Annotated in this window: 22 protein-coding genes; 10 read left to right on the forward strand and 12 right to left on the reverse strand. The window is 66.4% G+C overall.

Going from position 1 to position 26,642, the window contains the following annotated elements:
• Positions 1-103: 103 nt before the first annotated feature.
• Together HU735_RS07515 and HU735_RS07520 are read right to left on the reverse strand one after the other, a co-directional pair.
• The gene (locus HU735_RS07515; protein ID WP_186712993.1) at positions 104-1,000 is read right to left on the reverse strand and encodes a LysR substrate-binding domain-containing protein; all 897 of its coding nucleotides are present in this window, start codon (positions 998-1,000) and stop codon (positions 104-106) included.
• A 124-nt stretch (positions 1,001-1,124) separates the two neighbouring features.
• A complete protein-coding gene (locus tag HU735_RS07520) occupies positions 1,125-1,715 on the reverse strand; it encodes an NAD(P)H-dependent oxidoreductase (RefSeq protein ID WP_186712994.1) in 591 nt (196 codons plus the stop codon).
• 160 nt (positions 1,716-1,875) lie between these two features.
• Here HU735_RS07520 and HU735_RS07525 point away from each other — a divergent pair, with 160 nt between their 5' ends.
• The gene (locus HU735_RS07525; protein WP_186712995.1) at positions 1,876-2,190 is read left to right on the forward strand and encodes a putative quinol monooxygenase; all 315 of its coding nucleotides are present in this window, start codon (positions 1,876-1,878) and stop codon (positions 2,188-2,190) included.
• Here the strand turns inward: HU735_RS07525 and HU735_RS07530 are convergent.
• Positions 2,180-2,944 (reverse strand): sulfite exporter TauE/SafE family protein, encoded by a 765-nt coding sequence (locus HU735_RS07530; protein ID WP_186712996.1) that lies wholly within the window; start codon positions 2,942-2,944, stop codon positions 2,180-2,182. The genes HU735_RS07525 and HU735_RS07530 overlap by 11 nt on opposite strands.
• A gap of 77 nt (positions 2,945-3,021) precedes the next feature.
• Here HU735_RS07530 and HU735_RS07535 point away from each other — a divergent pair, with 77 nt between their 5' ends.
• A complete protein-coding gene (locus tag HU735_RS07535) occupies positions 3,022-3,909 on the forward strand; it encodes a LysR substrate-binding domain-containing protein (protein ID WP_186712997.1) in 888 nt (295 codons plus the stop codon).
• A gap of 21 nt (positions 3,910-3,930) precedes the next feature.
• Here the strand turns inward: HU735_RS07535 and HU735_RS07540 are convergent, their stop codons facing one another.
• Positions 3,931-4,338: a type II toxin-antitoxin system HicB family antitoxin gene (locus HU735_RS07540; protein ID WP_186712998.1), complete on the reverse strand. Its 408-nt coding sequence runs from the start codon at positions 4,336-4,338 to the stop codon at positions 3,931-3,933.
• Between the two features lie 412 nt (positions 4,339-4,750).
• On the opposite strand from HU735_RS07540, the gene HU735_RS07545 reads away from it, so the two are divergent.
• The 7 genes from HU735_RS07545 (at position 4,751) to HU735_RS07575 (ending at position 10,986) form a co-directional block, all read left to right on the forward strand.
• Positions 4,751-5,356, forward strand: coding sequence for a CDP-alcohol phosphatidyltransferase family protein (locus HU735_RS07545; protein WP_186712999.1), 606 nt, complete (start codon positions 4,751-4,753; stop codon positions 5,354-5,356).
• A gap of 30 nt (positions 5,357-5,386) precedes the next feature.
• Positions 5,387-7,141: a bifunctional alpha/beta hydrolase/class I SAM-dependent methyltransferase gene (locus tag HU735_RS07550; RefSeq protein ID WP_186713000.1), complete on the forward strand. Its 1,755-nt coding sequence runs from the start codon at positions 5,387-5,389 to the stop codon at positions 7,139-7,141.
• Positions 7,141-8,517 (forward strand): phosphatase PAP2/dual specificity phosphatase family protein, encoded by a 1,377-nt coding sequence (locus HU735_RS07555; RefSeq protein ID WP_186713001.1) that lies wholly within the window; start codon positions 7,141-7,143, stop codon positions 8,515-8,517. Before HU735_RS07550 ends, HU735_RS07555 begins: the two co-directional genes overlap by 1 nt.
• Entirely contained in the window at positions 8,514-8,933 is a 420-nt protein-coding gene (locus tag HU735_RS07560) for a hypothetical protein (protein WP_186713002.1), read from the forward strand. Before HU735_RS07555 ends, HU735_RS07560 begins: the two co-directional genes overlap by 4 nt.
• 10 nt (positions 8,934-8,943) lie before the next feature.
• On the forward strand, positions 8,944-9,567 hold the full coding sequence (locus HU735_RS07565; protein ID WP_186713003.1) for a lysophospholipid acyltransferase family protein: 624 nt from the start codon (positions 8,944-8,946) through the stop codon (positions 9,565-9,567).
• Between the two features lies 1 nt (position 9,568).
• The gene (locus tag HU735_RS07570; protein ID WP_186713004.1) at positions 9,569-10,501 is read left to right on the forward strand and encodes a phosphatidate cytidylyltransferase; all 933 of its coding nucleotides are present in this window, start codon (positions 9,569-9,571) and stop codon (positions 10,499-10,501) included.
• Positions 10,502-10,641: 140 nt separating this feature from the next.
• The gene (locus tag HU735_RS07575) at positions 10,642-10,986 is read left to right on the forward strand and encodes a cupin domain-containing protein (protein ID WP_023631693.1); all 345 of its coding nucleotides are present in this window, start codon (positions 10,642-10,644) and stop codon (positions 10,984-10,986) included.
• Positions 10,987-11,102: 116 nt separating this feature from the next.
• Here the strand turns inward: HU735_RS07575 and mmsB are convergent, their stop codons facing one another.
• On the reverse strand, positions 11,103-11,993 hold the full coding sequence (mmsB, locus tag HU735_RS07580; protein ID WP_050706942.1) for a 3-hydroxyisobutyrate dehydrogenase: 891 nt from the start codon (positions 11,991-11,993) through the stop codon (positions 11,103-11,105).
• 10 nt (positions 11,994-12,003) lie between these two features.
• On the reverse strand, positions 12,004-13,530 hold the full coding sequence (locus HU735_RS07585) for a CoA-acylating methylmalonate-semialdehyde dehydrogenase (RefSeq protein WP_186713005.1): 1,527 nt from the start codon (positions 13,528-13,530) through the stop codon (positions 12,004-12,006).
• 131 nt (positions 13,531-13,661) lie between these two features.
• Here HU735_RS07585 and HU735_RS07590 point away from each other — a divergent pair, with 131 nt between their 5' ends.
• Positions 13,662-14,612 carry a LysR family transcriptional regulator gene (locus HU735_RS07590; RefSeq protein ID WP_186713006.1) on the forward strand — a complete coding sequence of 317 codons (951 nt, stop codon included), beginning with the start codon at positions 13,662-13,664 and terminating at the stop codon, positions 14,610-14,612.
• Positions 14,613-14,722: 110 nt separating this feature from the next.
• Here the strand turns inward: HU735_RS07590 and HU735_RS07595 are convergent, their stop codons facing one another.
• The 6 genes from HU735_RS07595 to recC form a co-directional block, all read right to left on the reverse strand.
• A complete protein-coding gene (locus tag HU735_RS07595) occupies positions 14,723-15,223 on the reverse strand; it encodes an OmpA family protein (protein WP_186713007.1) in 501 nt (166 codons plus the stop codon).
• Positions 15,224-15,226: 3 nt separating this feature from the next.
• Complete coding sequence (locus HU735_RS07600; RefSeq protein ID WP_186713008.1) at positions 15,227-16,498, reverse strand: diguanylate cyclase; 1,272 nt, start codon at positions 16,496-16,498, stop codon at positions 15,227-15,229.
• The gene (locus HU735_RS07605) at positions 16,495-17,070 is read right to left on the reverse strand and encodes a YfiR family protein (RefSeq protein ID WP_186713009.1); all 576 of its coding nucleotides are present in this window, start codon (positions 17,068-17,070) and stop codon (positions 16,495-16,497) included. The genes HU735_RS07600 and HU735_RS07605 overlap by 4 nt, the downstream gene beginning before the upstream one ends.
• Positions 17,071-17,139: 69 nt before the next feature.
• Complete coding sequence (gene recD, locus HU735_RS07610) at positions 17,140-19,215, reverse strand: exodeoxyribonuclease V subunit alpha (RefSeq protein ID WP_186713010.1); 2,076 nt, start codon at positions 19,213-19,215, stop codon at positions 17,140-17,142.
• Positions 19,212-22,883: an exodeoxyribonuclease V subunit beta gene (recB, locus tag HU735_RS07615; RefSeq protein WP_186713011.1), complete on the reverse strand. Its 3,672-nt coding sequence runs from the start codon at positions 22,881-22,883 to the stop codon at positions 19,212-19,214. Before recB ends, recD begins: the two co-directional genes overlap by 4 nt.
• A complete protein-coding gene (gene recC, locus HU735_RS07620) occupies positions 22,880-26,359 on the reverse strand; it encodes an exodeoxyribonuclease V subunit gamma (RefSeq protein ID WP_186713012.1) in 3,480 nt (1,159 codons plus the stop codon). The genes recB and recC overlap by 4 nt, the downstream gene beginning before the upstream one ends.
• Positions 26,360-26,642 lie beyond the last annotated feature (283 nt).

Genomic DNA, 26,642 nt, shown 5'->3' on the forward strand with positions numbered 1-26,642 from the left:
GTTGTTTTTGTTGATCAGTCATTAAGGCCGAAGCCCTCCGACTAAGCAAACACCATTGCAGGATCGCGCCGCCGATGGGCAGACGCTGTCGCGTTCAGGCAACTCAGCAGGCGTAGGCGGCCAGCTTCTTCTGGATGAAATCGAGGAAACACTGGATGCGCAGGGCCAGCTGGGTGTTGCGGTAGTAGACCGCGTGGATCGGCTGGCGATAGCCGTTGTTGTGCTCGCCGAGCAGCACCTGCAGGCGGCCGGCGCGGATGTCCTCGTGGGTCATGAAGTGCGACAGGCTGACGATGCCTTCACCAGCGATGGCCAGCTGGCGCAGGGTTTCGCCACTGGAGGCGAGCAGCTGCGGACGGATCACCCAATGGTCGCCCTGGGCGTGGCGCAACGGCCAGCGGTTGAGCGATTCCAGGGTGCTGAAGCCGAGCAGGCAATGTTGGTCGAGATCCTCGACCCTGTGCGGCGTGCCGTGCTGCGCCAGGTAATCGGGGCTGGCGAGGACCTGCACCGGGCTGCAGCCCAGCGAGCGGGCATGCAGGCTGGAGTCGGACAGCTCGCCGATGCGGATGGCCACGTCGGTGCTCTGCTCCAGCAGGTCGATGATCAGGTCGTCGGTGTTCAACTCCAGCTCGATGCCAGGGTATTGCCGGCGGAACTCGCCGATCCACGGTAGGATCGCATGCAGCATGAACGGCGCAGCGGCGTTGATGCGCAAGCGCCCGGACGGGGTCTGGCGGTTCATTGACAGGCGCTCTTCCATGTCGTCCATCTGCTCGAGGATCAGCCGCGCGCGCTCGAGGAAGAAGCGCCCTTCCTCGGTCAGGTCCATGCGCCGGGTGGTGCGGTTGACCAAGGTGGTGCCCAGCTTGCCCTCCAGCCGCGACAGGGTGCGGCTGACGGCCGACGGGGTCTGGCCGATCTGCTCGGCGGCGGCGGAGATCGAACCGCTGTCGATGACGGCGACGAAGACCTGGAGTTCTTCGGAGCGAGTTTTCACACGAAAGGACCTGTTTGGAGAATGCCGTGATTGATAGCTGCTGGGCCAGGCATGCGCAAGCAGTTAGTCCATCGCGCGGCCCAAGGCTTCGTGGGAGCGGGCTTGCCCCGCGATGGGCCGCGACTCAATGGGCCTTGCCGAACACCCGATCCAGGTGCTGCTCGTACGCCGCCAACGCCGCCGGCACATCCGGCCGCTTCATCACATCGACGGCGAGAAAGGTCGGCAACCCGCTCATGCCGAGGAACTGGTTGGCCTTGTGGAACGGGAAGTACACCGCATCCACGCCCTTGCCTTCGAAGAAGTCGCTCGGGTCATCGAACGCCTGCTGCGGCGCGTTCCAGGTCAGCGACAGCATGTACTGCTTGCCCTGGACCAGACCACCGCTGCCGTACTTCTGCGAGGCATCGGAGCGGGTACGGCCGTCGTTGGCGTACAGGCTGCCGTGGCCGGCGGTGAACACCTCGTCGATGTACTTCTTTACCGTCCAAGGCGCGCCCATCCACCAACCGGGCATCTGGTAGATCACCACGTCGGCCCAGAGGAATTTCTCCACCTCGGCCTGGACGTCGTAGCCGCCGTCGATGAAGGTCTCCCGCACATCGAAGCCGGCACGATCCAGGTGGCCCAACGCGGCGTCGTGCAGGGTCTGGTTGAGGCGGCCGTCGGAGTGGGCGAAGCGTTTGCTACCGTTGAGCAGGAGGATCTTTTTCATGGGAGGGTAAGCCCTGTAAGTGAAGTTGCCGGCAGGTTAGGCACTCACGGGGCGGGGAAACAGCGGGTTCAGGGCAAAATACATTTGCCTGCGAATCACGAATGGTAAACATATTGTTGATTTAGAATTTGCTCACCCTCCTCACTTACCGAGATCTCCCATGAGCGAGCAACACGCCTTCATCCTCAAAGCCAAGACCCGCCCGGAACAGGCCGAAGCCTTCGAACAACTGTTCCGTCCCTACGTCGAACCCAGCCGCCAGGAGCCGGGCTGCATCGAGTACCACATGCTGCGCGACAAGGAAGACCCGAGCCTGTTCGTGTTCTTCGAGGTCTGGGCGAGCAAGGCGGCCCTGGACGTGCACTCGGCGCTGCCGCACATGGCCGCGTTCTTCGAAAAGCGCATGGATTACCTGGAGCGCGACTTTGATATCCAGATGATCGACATGCTCAGCGCTTCGTCTGCTAACCGCTGATCAACAAGTGCGTGCCCAGTAGCGCCAGGCCGATGAAAAAGCAGCGTTTGAACAGCGCTGCGCTGATCCGCCCGCGCAGCCACTGGCCGGCAAACATGCCCAGCAAGGCGGGCGCCAGCATCAGCAACGAAGCGCCCAAGGCCTGGCCACCCAAGGCATCCTGACCGGCCAGACCGACCGCCAGCGCCAGGGTCGAGACGGTGAATGACAGCCCCAATGCCTGGACCATCTCCTCACGGCTCAGGCCAAGACCTTGCAAATAGGGCACTGCGGGCATCACGAACACCCCGGTGGCCGCCGTCACCACGCCCGTCAGCAACCCACAGGCGGGGCCCAGCCAGCGTTCCCGCTCAGGCGCCACCCGCAAGCCCGGGCCGGCCAGGCCGTAAAGGGCGTAGATCAGCAACGCAGCGCCCAAGCCATGGGCTGCCCACGGGCCACTGTCGATACCTGACCAGGCGCTGCCCAACAGGGTGCCGATGAAGATCATCGACAACATCCCTCCCAGGCGCCGCAGCAGCGCCAGCAAGTGACCGCCTGCCGCCAGCTGCCACAGGTTGGTCACGGTCGACGGCACGATCAGCAGCGCCGCTGCCTGCGCCGGAGACATAGCCAGGCCCAGCAAGCCCATGGCAATGGTAGGCAGCCCCAGGCCGATCACCCCCTTGACCGCGCCAGCCAGGAAGAAGGTCATGATCACCAGCATTGAAATTGCGGGCCCGATACTCTGATAAAACGCCAGGAAGGTATTCATGGCGTCATCCTGCCGTGCGGCCAGCGCGCTGAAAATCTGCCATATACTCAGGCAGACTCTTTCCAGGACAGAGGCAGATGCATTTCGACCTGATCGATCTCAAGCTGTTCCAGCATACCCTCGAGAGCGGCAACATCACCGAAGGTGCCCGACGCAGTCACCTGTCGCTGCCAGCGGCCAGTGCCCGCATTCGCGCCATGGAAGCTTCATTGGGCATCCCCCTGCTCACCCGCAATCGCCGCGGTGTACAGCCCACACCCGCCGGCCAGGCGCTCCTGCAGCATGCGCGGCTGATTGCCCGGCAGTTGGAGCGCCTGCAATACGACCTGGGTCAGTACGCCCAAGGCCTGCAAGGACAGGTACGCCTGCTGTGCAACACGGCAGCACTGACCGAGTACCTGCCGGAGTTGCTGGCCAGCTATCTGGTCGAGCACCCGGGGGTGAGTGTCGATATCCAGGAGTTGCCGAGCCTTGGCATCGTCCAGGCGATCACCCAGGGCATGGCGGACCTGGGCATCATTTCCAGCGCCGCGCCTTGCGAGCATCTGCAGACACGGCCGTTTCGCGATGATCCGCTGGTGCTGGTAATGCCCCGGGGACATCCGCTGGACGCCCATGATGAGGCAGGTTTCAACGCGAGTCTGGAACATGGGCATGTGGGGCTTGGCGCCAACAGCGCCCTCGCGTTGCACCTTGAGGAACAGGCGCTGCGTCAGGGAAGGCGCATGCAGGTGCGGGTTCGGGCGGAAGGGTTCGATGGGGTGATCCGCATGGTCTCGGGTGGGGCCGGCGTGGCAGTGGTGCCACTGGCCTCGGTTCGGCGCTGGGAAGGCGTCCTGCCGCTGCGTTGGGTTGCCCTGCAAGAGGACTGGGCCAATCGCCACTTGCTCCTCTGTTCGCGGGATTTCAGCGCATTGCCGGGGTACGCCGCGATGCTGGTCGATCGCTTGGCCGAGCCTGTCTGAATATGACCGGGGCGCGCAGGCTCAGTACACCTCAGCCAGTTCGCGCAGCGCCGCCGAAGCCAGGAATGCGGAGCGTGAAGCGTAGCGATTGTCCTGCTTCACCCTGTCGTCGATTCGTTGCAACAGGTTCCTGGGCAACGTCGCACTGAAACGTACCGCCGTTCCCAGGTACGGCGTTGCGTCGAAGTCCACCAACGCCCAGAGGCCGCCTGCATACTCTGGGTTGTCCACATGCACATCCATTTCCTGCACCTGCGGCAGGGGCGCGCCATCGGCCACCAGCCCTTCATAATGCAGCGCCAGCGCCTCCTGAACGTTCTCCAGTGCCTGGGGGACCGTGGCGCCTGCGGAAAAACAGCCAGGTACATCGGGAATGGTGACGCCGTAATATGTCTCACGGGACTTGTGCAGGACAACAAGCAGGTTCATCGGCTCTCTCGCTTTGTCGAGCTGCCATGGTTGGGCATCTGCCGGGCAGCGTTTCCGGTCGGTGAACCGCGAAACTAGAACGTTCAGCCGCCCCCTCGCAATGTGCCAGGCGGCAGTGAAACAAGTTTCGGAAATGAACTACAGCCGAGTACCGAAACGCGCTGTGCGGCCCCTCGCGGGGCAAGCCCGCTCCTACAACGATTGCGCCAAATCTGTAGGAGATTATCCTGCCTATTGCACAACCCTGCCTTCGCGGGGAACAGTGTGGGTGCGGGCTTGCCCCGCGATCAAGGCCGGCAAAGGCCACCTCGATTACCTCGCCCTCCTCACAACTCCACTACGCTCCCCTTGCCGCCCCCCCGCCTGATTCCCCACAATCGCGTCCATGCCGCACCACGACAGGGAATTCAACGTGCCATCGATCTACCAGCTCAAACCCCGCTTCCAGGCGTTGCTGCGCCCTGCCGTCCAGCGCCTGTTCGACCGCGGCGTCACCGCCAACCAGGTCACGGTCACCGCTGCCGCGGTTTCCGTCCTGCTGGGCCTGCTGCTGGCCTGGCTGCCCCAGGTCACCTGGCTGTTCCTGCTGATCCCGGTATGGATGCTGCTGCGCATGGCGCTGAACGCGGTCGACGGCATGCTGGCCCGGGAGTTTGGCCAGCAGTCGAAGCTCGGCGCCTACCTCAATGAACTATGCGACGTGATCGCCGACTCCGCCCTCTACCTGCCCTTCGCCCTGCTGCCAGGCGTTTCGCCGACACTGGTGGTACTGGTGGTAGTGTTCGCGGTGATCAGCGAATACGCCGGGGTGATGGGCCCGCTGGCCGGCGCATCACGCCGCTACGACGGGCCGATGGGCAAGAGCGACCGGGCCTTCGCCTTCGGCGTGCTGGGTACCGGCGTGGGGTTCGGGCTGCTGGGCGCGACCTGGATCAACGGCCTGCTGCTGGTGATCCTGCTGCTCTCGCTCTATACCCTCTACAACCGGGTTCGCCACGGCCTGGCCGAGACCCGCTGAGCCCCTCGCTGCCGGACAAGGATATTCGCCATGCGCCAAGCGCAATCGCTGCACTTCTGCACCCATGACGGCGTCGAGCTGCACTATCGCCATTGGCCCGCCACACGCAACGAACACCAACCGCGCCGGGCCGTGGTGATGTTCCACCGCGGCCACGAGCACGGCGGGCGCATGGCCCACCTGGCCGATGAACTGGACATGCCCGGCTACGACTTCTTCGCCTGGGACGCCCGTGGCCATGGGCAGTCGCCCGGGGCTCGCGGCGACAGCCCGGGCTTTGCCACCAGCGTGCGCGACGTGCAGACCTTCATCGAGCACATCCAGGCGCAGCACGGCATCGCCGAGGCCGACATGGTGGTGCTGGCACAGAGCGTCGGCGCGGTACTGATCGCCACCTGGGCCCACGACTATGCGCCCAGGGTACGTTGCCTGGTGCTCGCCTCGCCGGCCTTCAAGGTCAAACTCTACGTACCCTTCGCCCGCCCCGGGCTGAAGCTGATGAAGACCCTGCGCGGCAACTTCTTCGTCAACAGCTACGTCAAGCCGCGCCTGCTGACCCATGACCCGGAGCGGGTCATGTCCTATGTCGCCGACCCGCTGATCAGCCGGCCCATCTCCGTCACCATGCTGCTGGGCCTGTACGACGCCGCCGACCGCGTGGTCGCCGATGCCCAGGCGATCCAGGTGCCGACGCAGTTGCTGATCTCCGGCGCCGACCTGGTGGTCGAGCGCAAGCCGCAGGAGCAATTCTTCGACCGCCTGGGCAGCGCACGCAAAGAGAAGCACATCCTTCCCGGCTTCTTCCACGACACCCTCGGTGAACGCGACCGCGCCCACGCCCTGGCGCGGATCGAGCGCTTCGTCGCGCACTGCTTCGACGCACCGCAAGCGCAGCCCTCGCTGCTCGATGCCGACAAGAGCGGCGCCAGCTGCGCCGAGGCCGAGAGCCTGGCCGCGCCGTTGCCGCGTCATTCACCACGCGACCTCTACTGGCGTGCCACCCGCGCCGGCCTGCGCTTGGGCAAAGGCTTTTCCGAAGGGGTGAAGCTGGGCTTCGACACCGGTTTCGACTCGGGCTCGACCCTCGACTACGTCTACCGCAACACCCCGACCGGCAAGGGCAAGCTGGGCGAACTGATCGACCGCAACTACCTGGATGCCATCGGCTGGCGTGGTATCCGCCAGCGCAAGCTGAACGTCGAGGAACTGCTGCGCCTGGCCATTGCCCGCCTGGGTGAACAGCAGCGCCCGGTGAATATCGTCGATATCGCCGCCGGCCATGGCCGTTACATCCTCGAAGCGCTGCAAGGCTTGCAGCAATTACCCGACTCGATCCTGCTGCGCGACTACAGCGAACTGAACGTGCAACAGGGCAACGCCTTGATCAGCGAAAAAGGCCTGGCCGAGATCGCGCGTTTCGTCCAGGGCGATGCCTTTGACCGCCAGAGCCTGGCCGCTCTCAGCCCGCATCCGACACTGGCGGTGGTGTCGGGCCTCTACGAACTGTTCCCCAGCAACGAGCTGGTCGGCAACTCGCTGGCAGGACTGGCCGACGCGGTCGAGGACGGCGGCTACCTGGTCTACACCGGCCAGCCCTGGCACCCGCAGTTGGAGATGATCGCCCGCGCCCTGACCAGCCACCGTGGCGGCCAGGCCTGGGTGATGCGCCGGCGCAGCCAGGCGGAGATGGACCAGCTGGTTGAAGCGGCAGGGTTCCGCAAGATTACCCAGCGCATCGACGAGTGGGGCATCTTCAGCGTCAGCCTGGCGCAGCGGGTGCGCTGATGGCCCGTGAAGCCGGGCTGGTCCGTCGCGGTATCCTGTGGCTGTTGCTGCTCGGGCCGTTCTTCTTTCTCAGCTACGGCCTGGCCAATACCTATACCGCCGGCCGCGAGGATATCGGCAGCCTGGTGTTCGCCTGGGAGCGGCAGGTGCCGCTGTGGCCCTGGACGATCATCCCGTACTGGTCGATCGACCTGCTGTACGGGTTGTCGTTCCTGCTGCCACGCTCGCGTTCGGAGATGGATCGCCATGCCCTGGCGCTGCTGACGGCACAACTGATCTGCGTGGCCAGCTTCCTGCTCTGGCCGCTGCGCTTTACCTTCGAGCGCCCTGAACTGTCGGGGTTGTTCGGCTGGCTGTTCGATGTGCTGATGGGCTTCGACAAGCCCTACAACCAGGCGCCCTCGCTGCACATCGCGTTGCTGGTGATCATCTGGACGATGTTCGCCCGGCATACGCGGCATCCCGTCTGGCGCTGGGTGGTGCATGGCTGGATGGGGCTGATCGGGCTGTCGGTGCTGACCACCTGGCAGCATCACTTCATCGATGTGCCGACCGGGGCGCTGGCAGGACTGATCTGCCTGTGGCTGTGGCCGCACAGCGGTCCGTTGCCCTGGCGACAGGCACGTCTTGCGCAGGATCCGAAACGTTGGCGCCTGGCGCTGCGTTATGGCCTGGGGGCGGCCGTGCTGGCGCTGTTGGCGATGAAGCTTGGCGGTGGCGGGTTGTGGTTGCTGTGGCCGGCGCTGTCGATGCTGCTGGTGGCGCTGAACTATGCCCTGTTCGGCGCCGCAGGATTCCAGAAAGGCGCCGACGGGCGGCTGTCCGTGGCCGCCACCTGGCTGCTGGCGCCGTATCTGCTGGGCGCGTGGGTCAATTCTCGGCTATGGACCTGGCGGCATCCGCAGGCGGATGAGGTGGCCGATAGCGTGTATCTCGGCAGAGTGCCGGGGCGCACTGAAGCGTCTGCGTTCGCGGCGATTGTCGACCTGAGCGCGGAGCTGCCCTGTCTTGCTGTCCCTCACCAGAGCATCGCGGGGCAAGCCCGCTCCCACAACGCGGCTTGCCCCGCGATGAAGGCGCTGAAAACACCGCAGGACTACCAGAGCCTGCCGACCCTGGACCTGATTGCCCCAGACCGGGAAATCCTGCAACAGGCCGCCAAGGCCATCGAACACCGCCATCAACAAGGCCCGGTGCTGGTCTGCTGCGCCTTGGGTTACTCCCGCAGCGCCAGCGCCGTCGCCGCCTGGCTGCTGCTCAGCGGCCGCTGTGCCAGTGCCGAACAGGCCGAAGCGCTGATTCGCCAGGCGCGTCCCGGCGTGGTCCTGCACCCAGCCCACCGCCTGGCACTGCATCACCTGGAGGCCCAGCCATGAGGCTGTTGCTCGTCGCCAGCCTGCTCGCCCGTGGCCGCCAGCTGGAGCGCCTGTCGGACGGCCTGACCCTGCTGGCCCTGGCCTGCACCTTGGCACCGCTGCTCGGCCTGCCATTGGCGCCGCTGTCCCATCTGCTCTGTGGCCTGTTGCTGCTGCTCGGCCTTGCCCACAAGTATTGGGCCCTGCGCGTCGCCCTGGATGCCGACCTGTTCGCCCGCCTCGCCGCCAGCAGCGACCTGCCCGCCGACACCCAGGCCCTGGACCACGCCCTGTTCGACCTGCGCCTCAAGCCTGCGGCCAGCGACCCGCGCGACTGGCCGACCCGCAGCCGAGCCGCCCTGGCCCTGCTGCGGCGCCAGGCCCTGTGCCTGGCCCTGCAGGCCGCATTAATGCTGACCCTCCCCTTCACCGGATAAGACCAATGCCATGCTCGCCAGCCTGACTGCCTTCGTCATCACCTCCGCCGCCCGCCTGATCACCGGCGCCCGCGCCTTGTGGCTGGGCTGCACGCCGCAACCGGTGCAGCGCCTGTACTTCGCCAACCACAGCAGCCATGGCGATTTCGTGCTGCTGTGGGCGGCGCTGCCCGAGCCGCTGCGCCGCCGTACCCGCCCCGTGGCGGGCGCCGACTACTGGTGCAAGCCGGGCATCCGCGACTTCCTGATCCGACAGGTGTTCAACGGCGTGCTGATCGACCGCCAGCACGGCGCAAGCGAGGGCAACCCGCTGCAACCGGTACTCGATGCCTTCGCCCAGGGCGACTCGCTGATCTTCTTCCCGGAGGGCACGCGCAACCTGACCGAAGACCCGTTGCTGGCGTTCAAGAGCGGTCTGTTCCACCTGGCCTCGGCCAACCCGCAGGTCGAGCTGGTGCCGGTATGGATCGCCAACCTCAACCGGGTCATGCCCAAGGGTCGCGCCCTGCCGCTGCCACTGCTGTGTACCCTGAGCTTCGGCGAGCCGCTGCACCTGCAGCCGGACGAGGGCAAGCACGCCTTTCTCGAGCGGGCCCGCCAGGCCCTGCTGAACCTGGCCCCGAAGGAAGCCTGAGATGGATCACAACACCCTGTCGCTGTTCGCCGGCATCGGCGCCCTGCTGCTACTCGCCAGCCTGATCGGCCGCCTGCTCAAATGGCGCGCCGGCCCCGCGCCGCACGCGGTGATCGACAACCTCAACGCGCGCATCAACGCCTGGTGGGTGATGGTGCTGGTGATCGGCATCGCCTTCCTGTTCGGCAAGTACGGCGTGATCGTGCTGTTCTACGGCGTGTCGTTCTATGCCCTGCGCGAGTTCATGACCCTCACCCCGACCCGACGCAGCGACTACCCGGCGCTGGTAGCGGCGTTCTATGTGGCGCTGCCGGTGCAGTACCTGCTGATCGCCATGGACTGGTACGGGCTGTTCAGCATCTTCATCCCGGTGTACCTGTTCCTGTTGCTGCCGATCCTGGCCAGCTTCGGCGGCGACACCACGCGCTTCCTCGAGCGCGCCTCCAAGGTGCAGTGGGGCCTGATGATCGCGGTGTACTGCGTGTCGTCGGTGCCGGCGCTGATGACCCTGGACATCCCCGGCTACGAGGGCCGCAACCTGCTGCTGATCGCCTGGCTGATCCTGGTGGTGCAGATCAGCGACGTGCTGCAGTACGTGTGCGGCAAGCTGTTCGGCAAGCGCAAGGTGGCGCCGAATCTGTCGCCATCGAAGACCGTCGAAGGCCTGGCCGGAGGCGTGGTGCTGGCCACCCTGGTCGGTGCACTGCTGTGCTGGATCACCCCGTTCACCTTCTGGCAGGCGGCGCTGATGGCCCTGACCGTCAATGCCATGGGCTTCTTCGGCGGGCTGGTGATGTCGGCGATCAAGCGCGACCGTGGGGTGAAGGACTGGGGCCACATGATCGAAGGCCACGGCGGCATGCTCGACCGCATGGACTCGGTGTGTTTCGCCGCGCCGGTATTCTTCCACTTCGTGCGTTACTGGTGGGCGTGAGCCACTGACAGTCCACAACCTGTAAGGCCCGAGTCCTGACATTGCGCGGGCAGACAGCTGGGCGTCGAGCCCAGGCAACTGCCCGTCCGGTGATGACTCTATGGTGACGCGTCATCTCACTTGTTGCCTGGAGCCACGCCATGTCCGATTTCATTACCGTCCTGCGCGAAACCTGCCCGACCCCGGTGGTCGACGCGACCAAGTGGAAGCGCATCGGCGGCGACCCGCACACCGTCAACCTCAATGCCTACCTGTCCGCCGACGGCAGCAAGATCATGGGCACCTGGATCTGCACGCCGGGCAAGTTCGAGGTCAACTACGAGAAGTGGGAGTACTGCCATTTCCTCGACGGCTATTGCATCGTCACCCCAGAGGGCGAGGAGCCGAAGCACCTGAAAGCAGGGGATGTGTTCGTGATCGAACCGGGGATGAAGGGGACCTGGGAAGTGGTCGAGACGGTGCGCAAGTACTTCGTCTTCGCCTGACCCGCTCCCACGCCCATACCGCTGGCAAAAAAAATCGCGAACCCGATGTCCCTTCCCCAAGGTGCGCAGTTACAAGGGGAAGGGCCACCCGGCCCGCGATCAAGTCCACTCGCTCGTCAATCCTTCTTGCGGTACCCCTCGACGATCGCCGAGAAATCCTTGCCGCCTTCGCCGCGCAGGCTCATGGCCTGGTACAGCTGCTGGGCCACGGCGCCGAGGATCACCGGCTGGTGCGCCTGGCGCGCGGCCTCGGTGGCCAGTCCCAGGTCCTTGAGCATCAGCTCGGCACCGAAGCCGCCGGTGTAGCCGCGCGAAGCCGGGGCGGTCTCGATGATGCCCGGCCACGGGTTGTAGGTGTCCGAACTCCAGCAACGCCCGGTGGAGCTGTTGATGATGCCGGCCAGCACCTTGGTGTCGATGCCCAGCGCATTGCCCAGGGCCATGGCCTCGGACACGCCGATCATCGAGATGCCCAGCAGCAGGTTGTTGCAGATCTTGGCGATCTGGCCGGTCCCGACCTCGCCGCAGTGCACGATATTGCGGCCCATCTGCGCCAGCACCGGCTGGAGCGTGGCGAACAGCTCGGCGCTGGCACCGACCATGAAGGTCAGGGTGCCGGCCGCCGCGCCGCCGGTGCCGCCGGAGACCGGCGCATCGCCCATGTCGATACCCTTGGCCGCTGCAGCCTTGGAGACCTCCCGGGCGGTCTGCGGGTCGATGGTGCTGCAGTCCACGGTCGGGGTGCCGGGGCGGATGCCGGCCAGCACGCCGGTTTCTTCATCCAGGTACACACCGCGCACATGGGCGGCGGCCGGCAGCATGGTGATCACCAGCTCGCTGTTGGCGGCGGCGTCCTTGGGCGACGTGCTGACCTGGCCGCCCAGCTCGGCGAGTTCGGCCAGCACGGTCTTGTTCAGGTCGAACAGGTTGAGCTGGTGCCCGGCCTTGATCAGGTTGCGGGCCATGGGTGCGCCCATGTTGCCCAGGCCGATGAAAGCGATACGCATGGCGTTCTCCTTAGCGCAGGCTGATGGTGGTGTTCACACCGTCACCCGCGCTGTCATCGTCGAACCAGCGGGCGGTGACGGTCTTGGTCTGAGTGTAGAACTGCACCACCTGCTTGCCGTACGGGCCGAGGTCGCCGAGCTTGGAGCCACGGGAACCGGTGAAGCTGAAGAACGGCACCGGCACCGGGATCGGGATGTTGATGCCGACCTGGCCGATATCGATCTCGCTCTGGAACTTGCGCGCCGCCGCGCCACTCTGGGTGAACAGGCCGGTGCCGTTGCCGAACGGGTTGGCGTTGACCAGGGCGATGGCCTCGTCGAGGGTGTCGACCTCCAGGGTCACCAGCACCGGGCCGAAGATTTCCTGGGTGTAGACCTGCATGTCGGTCTTCACCCCGGAGAACAGGGTCGGGCCGACGAAGTTGCCCTGCTCATAGCCCGGCACCTTCACATCGCGGCCGTCCAGTTCGAGCTTGGCGCCTTCCTTGATACCGCTTTCGATCAGGCCCAGCACACGCTCCTTGGCGCGCTTGGAAACCACCGGGCCGACATCGGTGCCCGGCTCATTGCCGGCGTTGACCTTGAGCTTGCTCGCCGCATCCTTGATATCCGGCAGCCATTCGCGGGCCTTGCCCACCAGCACCGCCACCGAGGTGGCCATGCAGCGCTGGCCGGCCGCGCCGAAGGCGGCGCCGACCAGGGCATTGATGGTCTGGATGCGATTGGCGTCAGGCAGCACCACGGCGTGGTTCTTGGCGCCCATCATCGACTGCACGCGCTTGCCGTGCTGGCTGCCCAGGTTGTAGACGTGGGTGCCGACCTCGGTCGATCCGACGAACGAGATCGCCTTGATGTCCTGGTGGGTGCAGATCGTGTCGACCACCTGCTTGCCGCCGTGCACCACGTTGAGCACGCCGGCCGGAATACCAGCCTCCAGCGCCAGCTCGACCAGCATCATGGTCGACAGCGGGTCCTGCTCGGACGGTTTGAGCACGAAGGTGTTGCCGCAGACGATGGCCATCGGGAACATCCACAGCGGGATCATCGCCGGGAAGTTGAACGGGGTGATGCCGGCGCACACGCCGATCGGCTGGCGCAGGGTGTAGGTGTCGACACCGCCGGCGACGTTCTCGGCGAACTCGCCCATCTGCAGGGTGCCGATGGAGGCGGCGTGCTCGACCACTTCCAGGCCACGGAAGATATCGCCCTCGGCGTCGGCGATGGTCTTGCCCTGCTCGGCGCTCAGGGTCACGGCGATGCGCTTGCTGTGCTCGCGGATCAGCGCCTGCAGCTTGAGCATGATGCGCATGCGCGCGCCGATCGGGGTGTCGCGCCAGGTCTTGAAGGCGCGCTCGGCGGCGGCCACGGCGGCGTTGACTTCCTCGACGGTGGCGAACGGCACCCGCGCCAGCACTTGCTGGGTCGCCGGGTTGACGATGTCACGCCATTCGGAGGTCTTGGACTCGACCCATTGGCCGTCGATCAGCAGCTTGACCTGCTCGACCTTGGTCTGGTCGGGCGACTGGGGTGCGTTCATCTGCGCTCTCCTTGGAATTATTGTCGGAACGAGGACGCCTACGCCGCAGCGAACGGGGTGGCGCTCAGGGGCTGAGTTCGAGTATAGATGTGCAAACATCCAACAAGAATGCACAAAAAAACCGGATCATCATGCAAAAAGACCTCACCTCCCTGAGCGCGCTGAACTGGGACGACCTCAAGTTCTTTCTTGAGGTGGCGCGCACCCGCAAGGCCAGCAGTGCGGCCAAGCGCCTGGCCGTGGACTACACCACGGTGTCGCGGCGCATCGGCTCACTGGAAGGGGCGCTGGGCACTTTGCTGTTCGAAAAATCACGGACCAACGGCTTCGTCCTCACCGCCGAGGGCCAGCGTCTGCTGGGCTATGCCGAGTCGATCGAGAGCACCCTGCACATGGCCTGCGAGCAGGTTTCGGGGTCGGGCGTGGCGTTGTCGGGGCATGTGCGCATGGGCTGCACCGAAGGCTTCGGCAGCTTCTTCGTCACCCCGCAGCTGAGCCATTTCGTCGATGCCTGGCCGGCGATCTCGGTGGATATCCTGCCGCTGCCGCACTTCATCAGCCTGTCCAAGCGCGAGGCCGATATCGTCATCGCCCTGGAGCGCCCGGAACATGGCCCTTACGTGTGCTGCAAGCTGTGCGACTACCGCCTGCGCCTGTATGCCACCCAGGACTACCTGGACAGCCACGAACCGATCCGCGAAATCGCCGACCTGGGGCGCCATCCGTTCATCAGCTACGTGGACGACCTGGCGTTCAGCTCGGAGCTGCTGTACCTGGCCAACCTGATCCCCAACGCCAACGCGCACCTGCGCAGCACCAGCGTGATCGCCCAGTACACGGCGGCGTTGCAGGGGCGCGGGCTGGCGATCCTGCCGTGCTTCCTGGCCGCGCAGGACCCGCGACTGGTGACGGTGTTGCCGGAGCAGATCGAGGTGACGCGGCAGTTCTGGATGTACTGCCGGGAGGATCTGCGCAAGTTGAAGCGGATCACGCTGCTGTGGGATTACATCCGCGAGGTGACCGAGGCCAATGCGCCGTTGTTGATGGGGGAAACGCGGGAGATGAAGTTCGCTCAAGGTTGAACTTGAGGGCCATCGCGGGGCAAGCCCGCTCCCACGCAGGTATTGGCAATTCAACGTGGGAGCGGCGGTGCGCCGATGCGACTTGCCCCGCGATGGATGGCATACAGCACTCAGTCCGACGCCACCACGATCGACACCCGCCGGTTCTCCATGCGCCCTGCCGCGGTGCGGTTGTCCGCTACCGGCTGGCTGCTGCCCATGCCGCGGGTCTGGATGTTCTGCGGCTGCATGCCGATGCCGATCAAGGCCTTGGCCACGCTCTGGGCGCGGCGTTCGGAGAGCTGCTGGTTGTAGGCGGCCTTGCCCGAGGCGTCGGTATGGCCGTCGATGCGCACCCGCTGGATATCCACCGACAACAAGGCCTTGCCGATGCGCTCGACGATCGACTCGCTGGCGCTGTTGAGGCTGTCCAGGTCACTGCCGAACAGCACCTTGCCGGACAGGTCGAACGCCCAGCCCTCGTCGGTCGGGGCGAAGCCCTCGCGCTTGAGCACGGCGACCTGCTCGGGGGTCAGTCCCTTGGGCGGCACGCTCTGGCAGCCGGCCAGGGTCAGCAGCGCCAGCAGCAGGGTGAATAACGGGAAACGCAGCACGGAAAAACGCTTTATCACGGTTCAGCTCCTGTTCTTTGCATCAGGGGCGCAGCGTTCCGTCTGCGCCACTTGCCAATGGCCACGGCGATTGCGCTTGGCCTGGTACATCGCCGCATCGGCGGCATTGAGCAGACTGGCCGGGTCGCGGCCGTCGTCCGGGTAATAGGCGATACCGACGCTCAGCGAGGTGGTCAGGCTGGTGCCATCCTCCAGCTGCACCGGCAGCTTCATGCTGGCGACGATCTTCTCGGCGATACGCTGGGCATCCTCGCGCGAGTGCAGTGGCGTCAGCAGCACGGCGAACTCGTCGCCGCCCAGGCGCGCCACCAGGTCATGCTCGCGCAGTTGCGCACGCACGCGGTTGGCCACGCTGATCAGCACTTCGTCCCCCACCGCATGGCCGAGGCTGTCGTTGATCTGCTTGAAGTGATCGCTGTCGAGGAACAACAGCGCCAAGTGGTCTTCGCTACGCGCGGCATTACGCAGGCTGCGGCTCAACCGCCCTTCGAAGAAGGCGCGGTTGGGCAGGCCGGTGAGGCTGTCATGGCTGGCCTGGTGGGCGAGGCTTTCGTTCTCGCTCTGCAGGTGGCTCTGCCAGACCTCCAGCTCATCGAGCAGGGCATTGAAGTCGTTGCCCAGCTCGTTGAGTTCGGCGATCTGGGTCTGCGGCACCCGCCGGTCGAAGCTGCGCTCACGCCGCGCGGCGTGGGCGACGCTGGCCAGGTTGCGCAAGGGGCGGATGATGTCGCCGAACAGGCGTCGCGACAGGTACAGCGCCAGCACCGCGCTGAGCACCGTGCACACCAGGATGCCCACCAGGCCGCTGAGCAGGAAGCGCACCAGACTGCCGCCCTGCCCGGTCAGCTCGATATGACCGACTCGCTGGCCCATGTGCTGCACCGGCATGCTGATTGGCTCCTCCAGCAGGCTGCGCGCCACTTGCGACTGCAACTGCGCCATTACCCCCTGCTCGTCGCGCTGCCAGTGGGCAAGCAGGTCGCCATCGTTGTCGTACACCTTGGCGTCGGCCACTTCTTCGGTGGAGGCGATCAGCGCCAGGGCCTCGTTGGCCGCGGCACTGTCGTCGAACACCACGGCGGCCTCGACGGTGTAGTTGATGGAGCGGGCGATCAGGTGCAGGTTGTGGTTGGCATACACGCGCAACGCCGCCACCCCGAGCAGGGTCACCAGCACTCCGGCCAGCCCTGCGGCGAGCAAGGCCACGCCCAGGTGACCCCGCCCGAGCACGGCGCGCAGGGTCGGCCGGCTGAAGCGCCTGGCTGAACGTTTCATGGCTGCCCCGCCCGCCGTCGCGACAACTGCAGCACGCTGGGATGGATGCGCACGCCGCTGCGCGCCACCGAGTCGAGGTTGACGTCGAACGCCACCTGCTGGTCGCCGACCCGCAAGCAGAACAAGCTCCCCACCGTGCACGGATCGTCGGCCTCGCTGATGCTCAGCACCGGGTGGCCGTTGATCCGCTGGAACAATCGCTCACGTTGCTGCTTGTCGAGCTTGCCGAGGTAGATGGCATCGCAGGCACTGGCCACACTGGGGTCGTCGGCGAGCAGGCGGCGCACCTGCAGGGGTTGCCCGGACTGCTGCAGATTGCCCTTGATCAGGTCGTCGGCGTATTCGGTCGGACCGACCAGGCACAGGCGCAGGGGGTTGGGGTCGGCAGGCCAGCGGGCGTAGCTGAGGATGCCCAGCACGACCTGGGTCACGGCCTTGGCCCGCAGCTGCACCTGCGCATCCGACACGGCATTGCCCGCCCAGGCGGGGGCGCCGTTCGACAACAGCATGGCCATCAGCAACGAGAGCGCACAGCCCTTCACGCGTCCCAGGGCCGAGACAGCCACTGTCATGGGGGGAAATCTCACAAAATGTTTGCGGATAATGCCGCAACGATAGCATATCGGCGGCAAACTCCAGAGTCAGACTTGCTCCAGCATCAGCCCCGAGACCCGCCGGACCTTGCGCCCCACCGCCTCCTCGAACACCCCGGCACGCGGCTCGATCAGGCTGAAGCAATGCTTGGCGCGGGTGATCCCGGTGTACACCAGTTCCTTGGTCAGCACCGGGTTCAGCGCGTCGGGCAGCACCAGTGCGGTATGGCTGAACTCCGAGCCCTGGGACTTGTGCACGGTCATGGCGAACACCGTTTCCACCTCGCTGAGACGGCTGGGCAGGACGAAGCGCACCCCGCCGCTGCCATCGTTGCGCGGGAAGGCCACGCGCAGCAGCGCCTCGCCCTGATCGTCCGGCAGGCGCAGGGCGATGCCGATATCGCCGTTCATCAGCCCGAGGCCATAGTCGTTGCGGGTGACCAGCACCGGACGGCCCTCGTACCAGGGTTGCTGGCTGTCGATCAGCCCGGCGTTGTGCAGCACCCGGGCGACCCGCTCATTGAGGCCCTCGACGCCCCAGGCGCCCTTGCGCACGGCGCAGAGCAACTGGAACGCCTCGAAGCTCTGCAGCACCTCGGCCGCCCAGCGCTCCCAGCGTGGATCGTCGCCTGGCGTGCCTGGCGGCGGACGCAAGCGACCGATGGTGCGCAAGTAGCCGCGATAGCCCTGTGGCCCTTCTGCACCCTGATTGAGGCCATCGAGCAGCAGGCGGTCGAAGCGTTTGTCATGCTCGCCGCCCAGGGTCAGGCAATGGACATCCGCCGGTCGGGTCGCCAGCAGCGCACGCGCCTCCAGGGCTTGCTGGCGATTGACCAGGCGCGCCAACTGGCCGATGCCGCTACCTTCGCCGAAACGCCGCGAGTGGCGCAGCATCACGATCTGCTGGGCCAGCGGGTTACGCTGGCCATCGCCCGGCCTCAGGCCGATGTCGGTCAGCGACTGTCCGCCCACCTGCTCCAGCCAGGCCAGGGTCTGCGGCCAGTAGCAGCCGTCCTCGGCATCGCGGCACAGGTCGCCCAGCACCGCCCCGGCCTCCACCGAGGCGAGCTGGTCCTTGTCGCCCAGCAGCACCAGCCGCGCGTTGGCTGGCAGGGCGTCGAGCAGGTTGGCCATCATCTCCAGGTCGATCATCGAGGCTTCGTCGACCACCAGCACATCCAGGGGCAACGGGTTGCCGGCATGATGGCGGAAGTGCCGCGACCCCGGGCGGCTGCCCAGCAGGCGGTGCACGGTGCTGACCTCGGTGGGGATCTGCGCCCGCACCGCGCCATCCACCTGCAAGCGCTCCACCTGTTGGCCGATGGACTCGGTGAGGCGTGCCGCGGCCTTGCCGGTCGGCGCCGCCAGGCGGATGCGCAGCGGCCGGCCTTGCTCGACCGCAGGCCCCTGCAACAACGCCAGCAGGCGTACCACAGTGGTGGTCTTGCCGGTCCCGGGGCCGCCGGTGATGACACTGAAACCGGCACGGGTGGCCAGGGCGCAGGCCAGTTTCTGCCAGTCCACCTCGCCTGCGCTCGAGCCACCTTCGAACAGTTGCGCCAGGCGCAGTGCCAGGTCGGCCGGCTGCGGCTGAAGGCGCGCCAAGCGCTCATGCAGGGCGTTGTCGATGCGTCGCTCGTAGGTCCAATAGCGGCGCAGGTACAGGCGCTCGCCGCTGACCACCAGTGGCCGGGCACGCTGCTCGACGGTATCGCCGGCGGCAACCAGGGGGCTCTCGGTGATCCGCTGCAACCAGGTACCCAGGTCGAGGCTGGCCAGCAGTTGCGAAGGCAGCAGCAACGGCCCGGCCAGAGCATCCCCTTCCGGTGGCAGCGACAGGGCGAAATCCGGCTCGGCGAGGGTCTGTTGCAGGTCGAGGCAGACATGGCCATGACCCAGCTGGTGGCTGGCCAGAGCGGCGGCCAGCAGCACCAGCGGATCGCTGCCCGGCGCCCGCTCCTCGAGGAAACTCACGAAAGCCCGGTCCAAGGCCCGCAGCCAACCGCGCTCGACCCAGCGATCGAGCAGCGCCAGCAAGTCCTGGCTGTGGCGCAGCGGCGCCAGGGCGCTCAGGTGCTCGGCCTGCAAGGGCGTGGGCAGCAGGTCGTCGAGGTTGCGGCTCATGGCGTGGCTCCGGCAAACAGGTCCTGTTGGGCAGGTTCTTGCTCACCCCGGAACATCGCGTCGAGCTGTTCGATCAACACCCGGGGAGGCCGCGCATGATACAGCCCATGCCCGGCCGAGGTGATGCCACGCAGGAAGATGAACACGGCGCCGCCGACGTGCCGGTCGTAGTCGTAGTCGGGCAGGCGCGCGCGCAGCTGGCGATGCAGGGCCAGCAGGTAGAGCACGTACTGCAGGTCGTAGCGGTGCTCTAGGATTGCCTGCTCCATGGCCAGGGCGCAGTAGGCCTCGGCGTCGGGGCCGAGCCAGTTGGACTTGTAGTCGGCCACGTAGTAGCGCCCGTCGAGTTCGAAGGCCAGGTCGATGAAGCCCTTGAACATGCCGTTGAGCACGGTCGGCTGGGCGGCCGCCCGCGTCATCCCAACGTGGGTGTGGCGCGCTACAAGGTGATCGAGGCGCACCGCGTCGACTTGGTGGCTGGCGAACCAGAACTCCATTTCGACCTGGTAGCGTTCGAGGCCTGCGAGGGTCAAGGTGGCCCCTTGCAACGGCATGGGCTGGATCAGCAACTGTTGCAACCACTGGGTCAGCGTGGGAATCCAGCCGGTCCAGTCGCGTCGGTTGCAGCGCTGGCCCACGGTGCGCTCGATCACCTGCCCTTGAGCGGCGACCTCGGCGAACCCTTCGCGCCCCGCCCATTCGAGCAGGCCATGAAGGAAGGTGCCCGGATTCGGACCACGGGGGAAGCGGTGGATATCACCCGCCTCCGCCGGCACCTCACGCAGCGACTGGCTGTCCAGCACCTCGTCGTCCAACAGTTGCTGGGCCTGGGAGCTGTCGGCGACCAGGGTCTGGTCGCCCACCCGCAAGGCACTGTACGAGGCGATCCACCAGTGCTCCGCAGCGGCCCGCCGAGGTTTGCGCGGCGGCAGCAGCTCGCGCTGGCTGTCCGGCGTGCGGTAGCACAGGGCCTGGACCTCAGGCAGCGGACCATGGGTGATGGCCGGATTGCCGGCCGCCAGGGTGGCGAGCCATTCGCCCAGCTGGCTGGAAGCCGCCAACGGCAGGCCACCGCCCAGCAGATAGCCCAAGGCCGAACGATGCAGCTGCGAACTGCGCTGGGTGCCGCGCTTGAGGTCGGCAACGCCCAGCCAGCAAGCGTGCTGGGCACGGGTCAGGGCGACGTAGAGCAGGCGCAGGTCCTCGGCCAGGCGTTCGTCGTCGGCGCGCTCGATCTGCGCGGCGTCCGGGGTCAGGGTCAGGTGCGCCACGCCCTGGTCGTCGTGCCAGCCCAGGGGCAGGCGCTGGCCATCCACCGGCTTGCTGGTGCAGATGAACGGCAGGTACACCAAGGGGTATTCCAGGCCCTTGGACTTGTGGATGGTCACCACCTTGACCAGTTGCTCGTCGCTTTCCAGACGCAGGATCTGCTCCTCCCCCGCCTGCCCAGCGTTTGCCAAGTGCTCGGTGAGATGGCGGATCAGCGCCTGCTCGCCATCCAACTCGCCCGCGGCCTGTTGCAGCAGTTCGGCCAGGTGCAGCAGGTTGGTCAGTACCCGTTCGCCGTCGCTGCGGCCCATCAGCGCTCGCGGCAGCTGGAAGTCGTGCAGCAGGCGGCGCAGCATCGGCAGCACGCCCTGGCGCTGCCAGGTGTCGCGGTAACGGCGAAAGCGCATCACCCAGCTCTCCCAGACCCGCTCGTCCTGGTTCAGGCGCTCCAGTTCGATAAGCGGCAGGTCGAGGGTCAGGCTGGCCAGGGCGGCCTTGAGCATACGCTCCGAGTCCGGCTCGGCGCAGGCCTTGAGCCAGGCCAGCAGGTCATGGGCCTCCTGGGCGGCGAACACCGAGTCCTTGTCCGACAGGTATACGCTGCGCACGTCGCGAGCCGCCAGCTCGGCGCGGACCAGTTGGGCCTCGCGACCGTCGCGCACCAGAATAGCGATATCGGAAGGCAGGCAGGGTCGCAGCTTGCCCGCGGCATCGACGAAACCGCTGACGCCTTGCTGACCACCTTCGAGCAGCTCGACGATATGGCTGGCGCAACTGGCCGCCAGTTGCTGGCGATACGCTGTGCTGGACACCGGCTCGTCGCTCTCCAGCTGCCAGCAGTGAAGCGCCGCGCTGGGCTGCCCGGCGATCACCAGTTGCTCGCCACGGCCTTTGGCGCGCACTTCGACGAAGGGCAGCGGATTATCGCCCTGGGCCCGGAACAGGAAGGCGCCACGGCCTTCGGCGCGGTCCTCGGCCTGGAGGAATACCCGATTCACCGCCGCGACCATGGCCTGGCTGGAGCGGTAGTTGGTGTCCAGGCTGTGCAGCCGTCCGGCGGTGGCGCGGCGCGCGGCCAGATAGGTGAAGATGTCGGCGCCACGGAAGGCGTAGATCGCCTGCTTGGGGTCGCCGATCATGAACAGGCCGGTGTCCGGGTTGTTCTCGGTGATGCGGTAGATGCGCTCGAAGATCCCGTACTGGACGGGGTCGGTGTCCTGGAATTCGTCGATCAACGCGACCGGGAACTGCTCGCGGATCAGTGCGGCCAGGCGCTCGCCCGAGTCGCTGCCCAGGGCATGCTCCAGACGCAGCAGCATGTCGTCGAAGCCCATTTCGGCGCGGCGGCGTTTCTCCACCTCGAAGCGCGCCGATACCCAGGCGGCGGCATGTTCCAGCAACCGTGCATCGGGGCTCGCCAGCCCCTGCAACTGCTCGCGCAAGGATTCCATGGCCCGCAGTGCCGGGTGTTGCGGCGGCTCGCCGGACTTCCAGGCCTCGGCCAGGCCAGCGGGAGTCAGGCGGGTGAAGCCGGTGCCCAGGTCCAACTCCATGGCCTGCTCATCGCCGGCCCAGGCCCGCAGCTTGTCGAACCAGGGTTCGAAATAGCGTGCCTGCAGCTTGCGCCCGTCGGCCTGCTTGGCCGCCACGGCATCGCGGCAGATCTGCTGCAGCTCGTCGGCCCAGGCGCCCCAGGGCGCCTTGAGCTGCGCCAGTTGTTCCGTGCGCTGGCGCAGGGTCGCCTCGATCAAGGCTTGTGGGTCTTGATCGTCCACCTGGCCCCGGACACGGCCGAACAGCGGCCTGATCCTCGGCAGCAAGGCATCGGGGCTGCCCCAGTTTCCGCGCACCCAGGCCAGCGACTCGCCGCGCATGCCATAGCAGAAGCGCCGCCAGTAGTCGCGCATGACCTGGCCCAGCAGTTCGCTGTGATCGGTCTCCAGGCTCTGGGTGAACAGGCTGCCGCTGTCGAAGGCGTGCTCGCGCAACATGCGCTGGCACCAGCCGTGGATGGTCGAGACGGCGGCCTCGTCCATCCACTGCACGGCGATCTCCAGGCGGCTGGCGCAGCGTGGCCATTGCTCCTGGGGATAATCGTCGCGCAGCAGGTGCAGCAGCGGGTCGGCATCGTCCAGCTCACCGCGGAAGAAGCGCGCCGCTTCGGCCAGGCGCGTGCGAATACGCTCGCGCAGCTCCTTGGTGGCCGCGTCGGTGAAGGTCACCACGAGGATCTGCGGTGGCAGCAGTTCGCGGCTGAACCCTTGCTCGCCGCCATGGCCGAGGATCAGGCGCAGGTACAAGGCCGAGATGGTAAACGTCTTGCCGGTACCGGCGCTGGCTTCGATCAGCTGGCTGCCGTGCAGAGGGAAACTTAGCGCCAGGGGGCGGGCTTGGGTCATTGGGCGTTCTCCGGGTTACCCAGGGTCTGCCAGGGCGCTACGAACAGGGGGCGGTACAAGGCTTCGCACCAGCCTTCGAAGGTTTCGTCGAGGGCCAGCGCGGCGAAGTCACGGTACTGGCGGGCCAAGGCCAGGCTTTCGCTGCGCTCGCCGAAGCTGTTCTGGCCGTCACCCTCATAGGCGCGGATCGCGGCGGCCACGGCTTTGTCCGGATCCTCCTGGGCCAGCCAGGCGAAGGCGGTCTTGGCCGCCACCGGCAAGGGGGCGTTCATGCCCGCCTGGCGTGCCACCAGCAGTTCGCCCAGGCGCTCTGCCGCCTCGCTCTGGGGTAGCGGTGCCAGCAGCAAGGTCAGGTCGCTGGCCACCAGCGCGCTGTGCAGCGGATAGCCCGAGGCGCAGGCGGCAAGGTGCATGACCCAGGCCGGCACCAGCCGGTGCCACTTCAGGCTGTTGCGCCCGGCACTGAGGGTGTTGGGCACGGTGGCGATGCTCAGCAGGCTCTGGTCCTCGGACTGGTACACCCGGCCGAGCCAGCCCTCCAGGCGCAGCGGCCCGTGTTCGAAATGGATCGGCAGCGCACCCTCGACCAGGGTCGGCCAGCGTTGCAGCAGTTGCCGATGACGTTGCAGCAGGTCCGGCAGCGGCTGGATCAGCTCGGCCTGCAAGGCTTCGCCGAAGCCTGCCAGCGGCAGCATCCCGCACGCCTGGAGACGTCGGGCCTGGGCCTGCAGCGCCCGCTCAGCGTTGTCTGGATCGGCCAGCGCGGCGCCGAGCAGGCTTTCGCTCAGGCCGTAGCGTTGCAGGGCGTCCAGCACGAAGGGTTCTTCGTCCGGGGTCGGTGCTTCCAGCGCCTCGAAGAACACTTTCAGGCGCTGGCTGAAGAAATGCCGGACCGGATGGCGCAGGAAGTCCTGAAGCTGCACCAGGTTGAGCGGTTCATCGCTGGCGTAGGGCGACAGGGCTGTAGGCGCCTCTGCCTCATCCCCGGCCTGGTGCAACGCCAACCATTCATGGGCGAAGCTGAACAACGGGCTGCCCTTCTGGAAGTAGCGCTGGCTGAACGGCTGCAACGGATGTTCCTGGGTCAGGGCATGCAGCAACTGCTGCCCCGGGTCTTCGCGTTGACCGGACTTGGCGCTGGCGAGCTGCCAGCCGGCGGCCAGGTGATCGCGCAGCTGCCCGATCAATACCGAGGACGGGCGCTCGCTGTTGTCGCGGATACTGCGCCCGACCCAGCTGACATAAAGCTGGTCACGCGCCGAGAGCAGGGCCTCAAGCAGCAGGTAACGGTCATCCTCACGACGGGAACGGTCCCCAGGCCGGTAGTCGCTGGCCATCAGGTCGAAGTCGAGGGGCGGCTGGGCACGCGGGTAGTCGCCGTCATTCATGCCCAGCAGGCAGACCACCCTGAACGGGATGGCGCGCATGGGCATCAGGGTGCAGAAGTTCACCGAGCCAGCCAGGAAGCGCTGGGACAACTTGCCCTGGTCCAGCCCGGACAGCCAGGCTTCGCGCACCACGGTCAGTGGCAGCAGGTCGTGCAGACCAACCGCGTCACAGGTTTCCAGCCAGGTGTCGCGCAGGTCCTGCAACTGCACCAGGAGCAGCTCGTCGTGCTCGTTTTCGGCCAGGAAGAAGATCTGCAGCAGGGCATGCAGCCGCGCCCCCCACTCCGTCGCCGAGGCCGGCTGCGAAAGCGCCTGGCAGGCAATGTCCAGGGCATCGAGCAACGCCACCAACGGGCCGATCAGCGCGGCGTCGAGGCCACCGATCTCATCGTACGGCTCGATACCATCACAGCCTTCGCCCACGCCGACCGCGTACCCCAGCAGCATGCGCCGCAGGCCGAAGCGCCAACTGTTCTGCTCGAGTCCCTCGGGAAGGCCAAGGCTGGCACGTTGCTCGGCACTCAATCCCCAACGGATGCCGGCGCCTTCGATCCAACGGTGCAGGGTTGGCAGGTCGCTTTCCTGGATGGCGAAGCGGGCGCGTACTGCCGGCACGTCCAGCAGGTCGAGCACTTCGCTGACGGCGAAACGGCTGTCAGGCAGCTTGAGCAGATGCTCCAGGGCGATCAGCAACGGGTCGCGACCACGCTGGCCCTGGTCGGTCAGGGTGAACGGGATATAGCGCGGATCGTTGCGATCGAGCTGGCCGAACACCGCGCGGATATGCGGTGCGTAGGTGTCGATGGCCGGCAGCATGACGATAACGTCGCGAGGCCGCAGCGTGGGGTCGGCACTGAAGCGGGCCAGCAACTGATCGTGCAGGATCTCCACTTCACGCTGCGGACTGTGGGCCAGGTGAAAGCGCACGGAACGGTCCTTGCCCGGATCTACCGCCGGCCATTGCTCGCGGGTTTCAGCCAGGGGGCGCAGCTCGAGGATGTCGTCCTGCAACTGGTTGAGCAGGGTCTTGGGCTCACCTTCGCTGAACAGGTCGATGCGTCCGTCGCTGAACACGCCCTGGTAACTGCCGGGATCGTCGTAGCTGTCGAGCAGGTTGATATAGTCGCGCCCCTGCTTGCCCCAGGCCGCCAACAGCGGGTGTGCATGCTGGTGCATCAGCTCGTCGTCCAGTTGCAGGGGCATGCCCTGCTTGCGTTGCTGACGCTTGTACTGGTGCCGCAACAGGTCCTTGTCGGCGACGATATCGCCCCAGTGATGGCGGCAAGGGTTGTGCACGCACAGCAGCACTTGGCTGAAGCGGGCCAGGCCTGCCAAGGCCTCGAGGATCTGGGCGGGCAGCGACGAGATACCGAACACGATCAGCCGCGCCGGCAGCCCGGCGGGGGCCTGCTCCAGGCCGTTGATCCGCTCGATGAAGCGTTGGTGCACGCCGGCCCGGCTCTGGGCCATGCCTGCCTCGCCCACGTCCTCGAGCAGGATCCGCCACAGCTCGGCCTGCCAGCGATTGCCGGCAACCAGTGGTTTGCGCTCGCCGCGCGCGGTGTTGAGCACATGGGCACCGCTTGCCCAGTCCTTCAGCCAGTCGGCACGGTAGACCTGGTACTGGTCGAACAGGTCGGCAAGGCGCTCAGCCAGCTGATAGCGCTTGCGCAGGTCGCTGTCATCGGTGAGGAAGCGGCGCAGGGGCTCGAAGTGCGGTCGCTCGATCACTTCCGGGAGCAGGCGCATCAGGCGCCAGGTCAGGGGCGCCTTGTCCAGCAGTGACACCTCGGGGATTTCGTCGCGCCCCAGCACGCGGCGGTACAGCTGCCACATGAAGCTGCCCGGAAGCTGCACATCGATGGCGGCGGCGATCCCGCAACCGCCCTGGTCGTCGTCCTGCGGATCCTCGGCCAGGGCCAGTTTCAACCATTGGGCGATACCGTTGCTCTGCACCAGGGCGATTTCGTTTTCCAGCGGCGCCAGGGGGTAACGGCGCATCACGCTCACCACCAGATTGCGCAGGTCGTCCAGGCGGTTGCCCTGGACGATCATGAAGCCTGGGTGAAGTGAGGTGGTCTGGGGCATTGGCTGATCTCGGGGAGCGGGTTGGTGCAGAAGGAGAACCTTATCACGGAGGTGATTGACGCGGTCGAGAGCCACCGTGGGAGCGGGCTTGTCGGAACGCCGCACCGCCCGGATAAGGCTAGATCAGGCCGTGATGTTATCCGGGCATGCGCCATCGCGGGGCAAGCCCGCTCCCACGTTGTGTATTCCACAGCAGAGGTGACGTTGCTTTTCGGAACGCGGAAAAGACAAAACCCCTACCTGCTCGCGCAGATAGGGGTTTTGCGAAATGAATCTTGACGAT

Source organism: Pseudomonas sp. BW16M2 (assembly GCF_014268865.1).
Classification (GTDB): Bacteria; Pseudomonadota; Gammaproteobacteria; order Pseudomonadales; family Pseudomonadaceae; genus Aquipseudomonas; species Aquipseudomonas peradeniyensis.

Coding starts and splice junctions, on each gene's coding strand:
- HU735_RS07520 (WP_186712994.1), bottom strand. CDS start 1,715: ATGAAAAAGATCCTCCTGCTCAACGGTAGCAAACGCTTCGCCCACTCC.
- HU735_RS07525 (WP_186712995.1), top strand. CDS start 1,876: ATGAGCGAGCAACACGCCTTCATCCTCAAAGCCAAGACCCGCCCGGAA.
- HU735_RS07530 (WP_186712996.1), bottom strand. CDS start 2,944: ATGAATACCTTCCTGGCGTTTTATCAGAGTATCGGGCCCGCAATTTCA.
- HU735_RS07535 (WP_186712997.1), top strand. CDS start 3,022: ATGCATTTCGACCTGATCGATCTCAAGCTGTTCCAGCATACCCTCGAG.
- HU735_RS07540 (WP_186712998.1), bottom strand. CDS start 4,338: ATGAACCTGCTTGTTGTCCTGCACAAGTCCCGTGAGACATATTACGGC.
- HU735_RS07550 (WP_186713000.1), top strand. CDS start 5,387: ATGCGCCAAGCGCAATCGCTGCACTTCTGCACCCATGACGGCGTCGAG.
- HU735_RS07555 (WP_186713001.1), top strand. CDS start 7,141: ATGGCCCGTGAAGCCGGGCTGGTCCGTCGCGGTATCCTGTGGCTGTTG.
- HU735_RS07560 (WP_186713002.1), top strand. CDS start 8,514: ATGAGGCTGTTGCTCGTCGCCAGCCTGCTCGCCCGTGGCCGCCAGCTG.
- HU735_RS07565 (WP_186713003.1), top strand. CDS start 8,944: ATGCTCGCCAGCCTGACTGCCTTCGTCATCACCTCCGCCGCCCGCCTG.
- HU735_RS07570 (WP_186713004.1), top strand. CDS start 9,569: ATGGATCACAACACCCTGTCGCTGTTCGCCGGCATCGGCGCCCTGCTG.
- HU735_RS07575 (WP_023631693.1), top strand. CDS start 10,642: ATGTCCGATTTCATTACCGTCCTGCGCGAAACCTGCCCGACCCCGGTG.
- mmsB (WP_050706942.1), bottom strand. CDS start 11,993: ATGCGTATCGCTTTCATCGGCCTGGGCAACATGGGCGCACCCATGGCC.
- HU735_RS07585 (WP_186713005.1), bottom strand. CDS start 13,530: ATGAACGCACCCCAGTCGCCCGACCAGACCAAGGTCGAGCAGGTCAAG.
- HU735_RS07590 (WP_186713006.1), top strand. CDS start 13,662: ATGCAAAAAGACCTCACCTCCCTGAGCGCGCTGAACTGGGACGACCTC.
- HU735_RS07600 (WP_186713008.1), bottom strand. CDS start 16,498: ATGAAACGTTCAGCCAGGCGCTTCAGCCGGCCGACCCTGCGCGCCGTG.
- HU735_RS07605 (WP_186713009.1), bottom strand. CDS start 17,070: ATGACAGTGGCTGTCTCGGCCCTGGGACGCGTGAAGGGCTGTGCGCTC.
- recD (WP_186713010.1), bottom strand. CDS start 19,215: ATGAGCCGCAACCTCGACGACCTGCTGCCCACGCCCTTGCAGGCCGAG.
- recB (WP_186713011.1), bottom strand. CDS start 22,883: ATGACCCAAGCCCGCCCCCTGGCGCTAAGTTTCCCTCTGCACGGCAGC.
- recC (WP_186713012.1), bottom strand. CDS start 26,359: ATGCCCCAGACCACCTCACTTCACCCAGGCTTCATGATCGTCCAGGGC.